This window comes from Pseudactinotalea sp., from assembly GCF_048594945.1.
Taxonomy (GTDB): Bacteria; Actinomycetota; Actinomycetes; order Actinomycetales; family Beutenbergiaceae; genus Pseudactinotalea.
In genome coordinates this window covers 1-4,490 of sequence record NZ_JBMDXJ010000094.1, presented here as the reverse complement: position 1 = coordinate 4,490, position 4,490 = coordinate 1, and the positions used below count along the sequence as shown (strand labels likewise).

The window sequence follows — 4,490 nt, the reverse complement described above, 5'->3', positions numbered from 1 at the left end:
AGATCGTCGAGGAGTACGCCGGGGGAGACCACCTGATCGTCGTCGTCGGGGTGAGCCGACTCGAGGCCGGTGGACCGCAGGCCGGTGAGCCACTGGTCTTCCACGCGGGGCGCTACGCCGCGGTCGAGTACCTCGAGACGCGTTCGGCACGGTAGGCGTCGGCGACGGACATCGAACGGAGCGGGCATCCACATCCCAGACCGGCTGAGCTCCCTACGGTGATCGTGTGGGCACGCACTGACGCCACCGCGCCATGACGCTGGCACGCGCACTCAGGGGTCCGGACCTGCGCATCTGGGCTCCGGACCCATCGGAACGCTCATCGTCAGCGAGGCTCACCGGACCCGCTGCCGGGCCTCACGCGATCGCTCATCGGTCGTGACCTCTCGGCAGACACGATCACGATCACGCTAGCCGGCCCGCAGACGGTCAGCCAGACCGCGGTCATCTTCCGCGCCCGTTGTGGCTCGCGCGGATCCCACCGTGCCTCGAGCAGGCGATCTGCGTTCTTGGCCCCCCGGGCAGGGATGGGCGCCACGTCTGGCCGCCTCGATGGAGGACAGGTTCCAGGCGGGCCGCGACGGCTTTCACCAAAGGTGGTGCGCGCTCCCCGGAGTCGGCACCGATGCCGCCAGCACGCGGCTTCGGGCCGCTCCACTACTGCGCGCGGCGTGCGGGAGAGCACCGATCGGCGAGGCCTGCCGCGGCCTGTCGGATCAGCGAGGCCTCCAATGGAGCGCTAGATGCTCGGACCCGGCGACGCTCTCGTTGGCGGGCGCGGTGGCTGTCGACGTCGACAACCACCGTGGCCACCCACGACCTCATCCGGATACTGCGGTACCCAGATGCTCGCGCAGCGTGGATCCTTCATATTCGGTGCGGAACACGCCGCGTTCTTGCAGCACGGGGACGACCGCTCGGGCGACATCATCAATTGATGTGGGCAGCGCTGAGTTCCGGAAGGCGAAGCCGTCGTTGCCCCACGCCTCGAACATGTGCTCCAGCTGGTCGGCAACCTGGACCGGCGTGCCCACGAGTTGGGGGCCGAGATCGTTCAAGCCGTAGCGGCGAGCGGCCTCGATGACGGTAAGGTCATCGACGGCCATGGCAGTGAGGAACGTGTCCATGGTGCCGCCGCGGGACAACCCAGCCGTGTCGATGTCGCCGATCTTCGCCTGCGGATCCATCGTCAGGAGATCGAGCTTGGTCGTGTGACTTGCCCGCAGCAGGGCGGCCTCCTCGTCGATCAGAGAGAGGAGGTACTCACGCTTGTCGCGAGCGATGCCCTCGGTCTCTCCGACGATTGCTTGAACCTGCGGCACGATCAGGACCCGTTGGCCTGCGCGCCCGAACTGGGCGAGCCGTGAGTCGATATCCGCGCGGAACGCCTGCATCGACTCAGCCGTGCGCTGGTAGGTGAAGATGATCTCGGCCCAGCGCGCTGCGAAGTCGCGGCCGCGGGGCGATGATCCAGCCTGCATGACCACCGGATGTCCCTGGGGGCTAGGGGGCGTGGAGATCGGCCCCTTCGTCCCGACGTATGTGCCCGAGTATTCGAACGGCTGCAGCTTCGAGGGGTCGAGGAACGTCGAGGATGCCTTGTCGGCGAGGTAGGCATCCTCAGGGAAGCTGTTCCACAATCTGAGGCAGGCCTCCACGACCTCATCGGCACGGTCGTAGCGCTGGTCCTTGGGTAGCAGGCCATCCATGCCGTGCCGTCGCGCCTCTTCATCGAACGCGGACGTCACGACGTTCCACGCGACGCGACCTTGACTCAGCACGTCGAGGGTGCCCAAGGAACGGGCGATGCCGTAGGGGTTGAACAGACTCGTCGAGACCGTCAGCCCCAGTCCCAGGCGCGCCGTCACCGCCGCGATGGATGCCGCCAGCACGGTGGGGTCCAGCAGGAACAAGTCACCGCCCTTGCGGGGATTGACGTCGCCGTAGAACGCCTGGGCATCGGCGAAGAACATCGCGTCAAACTTGGCGCGTTCCAGGGTCTGGGCGATCCGTCCCCACCAAGCAGCGTCGCGATACGCGTTCTCGGCCCACGGATGCGTCCAGGTCCCGACCTCCGCTCCTGTCGTGAAAACGGAGATCAGGTGCATCTGTCGTCTAGTCATCGCATGCTCCAATACGCTTCTTCAGGCGGTTGCTCGGATAGGTCTGGCGTGGCCGGCCAAGTGCCAGGGCGCGGCGGCCGCGCTCGCCGGGGCGCTCTGTTGCACGGTCCTCACGGGCCGGCCCGGGTGTCAGCCTGTCCAGAGGCCGGCACGCCGCATCGTTTCTTCCGTGGTCTGCTGCATGGCATCGACCGCGTCGCGGACGCTCTTCTGGCCCGTGATGGCTGAAGCCAGCTCCTGGGTCATGGGCATGTACACATCGGTCCACTGTGGAAACTCGAAGTACGCGGCGGGAAGCTGTGGTGGCGCGGTGGGCTTGCTGAGCACGTCGCTGCTGACCATCTCCAACTGCTCCAGGGTGATGTCGGCGAACGGCGCTGCGTCCCGGTAGTCGGTGATCGCGTAGGTGGAGGTACGTGTGCCCGGTGGCACGGCGTGCCACCCATAGGTCTCGCCCGCCAACTGCATGTACTCCTTGCTCGTTGCCCAAGAGATGAACTTCCAGGCCGCTTCCTTCTTCGTGGAGGACTCGGGTATAGCCAGAGCCCACGACCAGTACCAGCCCCCGAATGGGCTCCGGTAGTGGGGCGCGGCCGCGTAGCCAACCTTGCCTGCGACGCTGCTCTGTGAACTGTCCTCGATCGTGTTGCCGGCGACCGTTGCACCCATGAACATGGCCGTCTGGCCCTGGGTGAAGGCGGACAGAGTTTGGTTGAATCCCGCGCTCGCGACCCCGGGCTGAGTGACCGTCTGCATGAGGTCGACATAGAACTCGATGGCTTCATAGGTCTCGGGTTCGACGAAGGTCGGTTCCCAGTCCGGTGTGAAGATGCGTCCGCCGAAGGCATAGATCATCGCCATCAGGGGAACCTGGCTCTCGCCCGGCAGCCCACTGCCGGCGATGCCGGCGACGTCGTCAGTGTGCAGATCGCGCGCGATCTGTGCCACGTCCTGCCAGGTCGGCTTCTGCGGCATCGTGATGCCGTGCTCGTCGAGGATGTCGGTGCGGTACATGAGCATGGCTGACTCCGCATAGACTGGGGCGGCCCACACCTGATCGCCGGTCGAGAGCGTCTCCAAGACCGCCGGAATGAGATCCTCTCGGTCATACTCGGGTGTCTCGTCCATCATGGGACGGAGGTCTGCGAGCCAGCCCTCGGCGCTGTACTGGGACGTCTCGTACGGGCCCAGGGCGAGCACGTCGAATTGCCCTCCGCCGGTTGCCACGTCTCGGGACACGCGTTCGCGCAGCTCGGTCTCGGGCAGGGAGGAGAACCTGACATCGACGTCGGGATGGAGCGCTGCGAACTCCGACCTGGTCAGCTCTGCCAGGTCCTCGGTCACGGGGTTGGCCACATTGGCCACCGTGATGGTGGTCCGGGCTTGACCGGATCCTCCGTCGCCACTAGCGGTGCTGCACGCGGCCAACGCCGCTGTGACGCCAGATGCGGCGCTCATCTGGAGCAACCGACGGCGCGAGAGGTTGGGCGTGAGGAACTGAGGGCGGGGGGTCTGAGGCATCGTCGGCACGATCGGTCTCCTTGTCGTGATGTCGCATGGTTCATGCCTGCATCCGCACCGTCACGTTTGCAGTGAGCATGGGTTGGGGTGGCCTCCGAAGAGGTGCGTTGCTACCGATGTCTTGCACCGGCGCTGAAGCGTCAGCGGCATCCCGACGACGACGGGCGACGACGGGGGCGGCTGGACCGCTTGCGTCGGCTCGCCTGTACTGCTGCCCCCACGATGGCAGAAAGGTTCAATGTGGACAATGCCCTCTATGTATCTATCTTGTAACAATCACGTCGATCCGCGACGACTCCGGGCGGCGGCTGTTCTCCCGAACGGGCGATCTCGACTCTGGGTCGGTGCGCGGCTGGTTCGAGCGCTGCCGACGTCGCCTCTGCGGCAAGCGCGACCTGCCCCTCGTGCACGAATTGAAGCGCCCCAGGTTTGATGCCGCCTCCTTTTGAGTTGGAAGGATGCGAACCATGCCGAAGAAGATCGATCCCGCGGTCAAGGAGCGGTGCGTGCGGCAGGTGCTGGAGCACCTGCCGGAGTACCCGTCGCTGACCGCGTCCGCCGAGTCCGTCGCTCGCCGCGAGGGGCTCGGGAAGGAGACCGTGCGTCGCTGGGTCGTCCAGGCCCAGGTCGACGGCGGGCAGCGCCAGGGCGCCACGTCCGAGGAGCTGGCTGAGATCAAGGACCTCAAGGCCAAGGTCCGCCGGCTCGAGGAAGATAACGAGATCCTCCGCCGGGCCTCGATTTTCTTCGCGGGGGAACTCGACCCCCGCAATCGCTGATCGTCGCGTTCATCGACGAGCTGCGGGTCGAGGGCCACGCGGTCGAGTCGATCTGTCGGGTCCTGCG

Annotated in this window: 2 protein-coding genes and 1 pseudogene; 1 reads left to right on the top strand and 2 read right to left on the bottom strand. The window is 66.3% G+C overall.

Features of this window, described 5'->3' with window-relative positions; genetic code table 11:
- Window positions 1–821: 821 nt before the first annotated feature.
- Both ACOJSN_RS04505 and ACOJSN_RS04500 read right to left on the bottom strand, forming a co-directional pair.
- Entirely contained in the window at window positions 822–2,135 is a 1,314-nt protein-coding gene (locus ACOJSN_RS04505) for an NtaA/DmoA family FMN-dependent monooxygenase (RefSeq protein WP_420111317.1), read from the bottom strand.
- Between the two features lie 117 nt (window positions 2,136–2,252).
- Window positions 2,253–3,644 carry an ABC transporter substrate-binding protein gene (locus ACOJSN_RS04500; RefSeq protein ID WP_420111316.1) on the bottom strand — a complete coding sequence of 464 codons (1,392 nt, stop codon included), beginning with the start codon at window positions 3,642–3,644 and terminating at the stop codon, window positions 2,253–2,255.
- A 467-nt stretch (window positions 3,645–4,111) separates the two neighbouring features.
- Here ACOJSN_RS04500 and ACOJSN_RS04495 point away from each other — a divergent pair.
- A pseudogene (locus ACOJSN_RS04495) lies at window positions 4,112–4,490 on the top strand (transposase); the annotation flags it as partial.

Bases quoted from the DNA above. Each gene is read 5' to 3' on its own strand.
- ACOJSN_RS04500 (WP_420111316.1), bottom strand. From the start codon at position 3,644: ATGCCTCAGACCCCCCGCCCTCAGTTCCTCACGCCCAACCTCTCGCGC.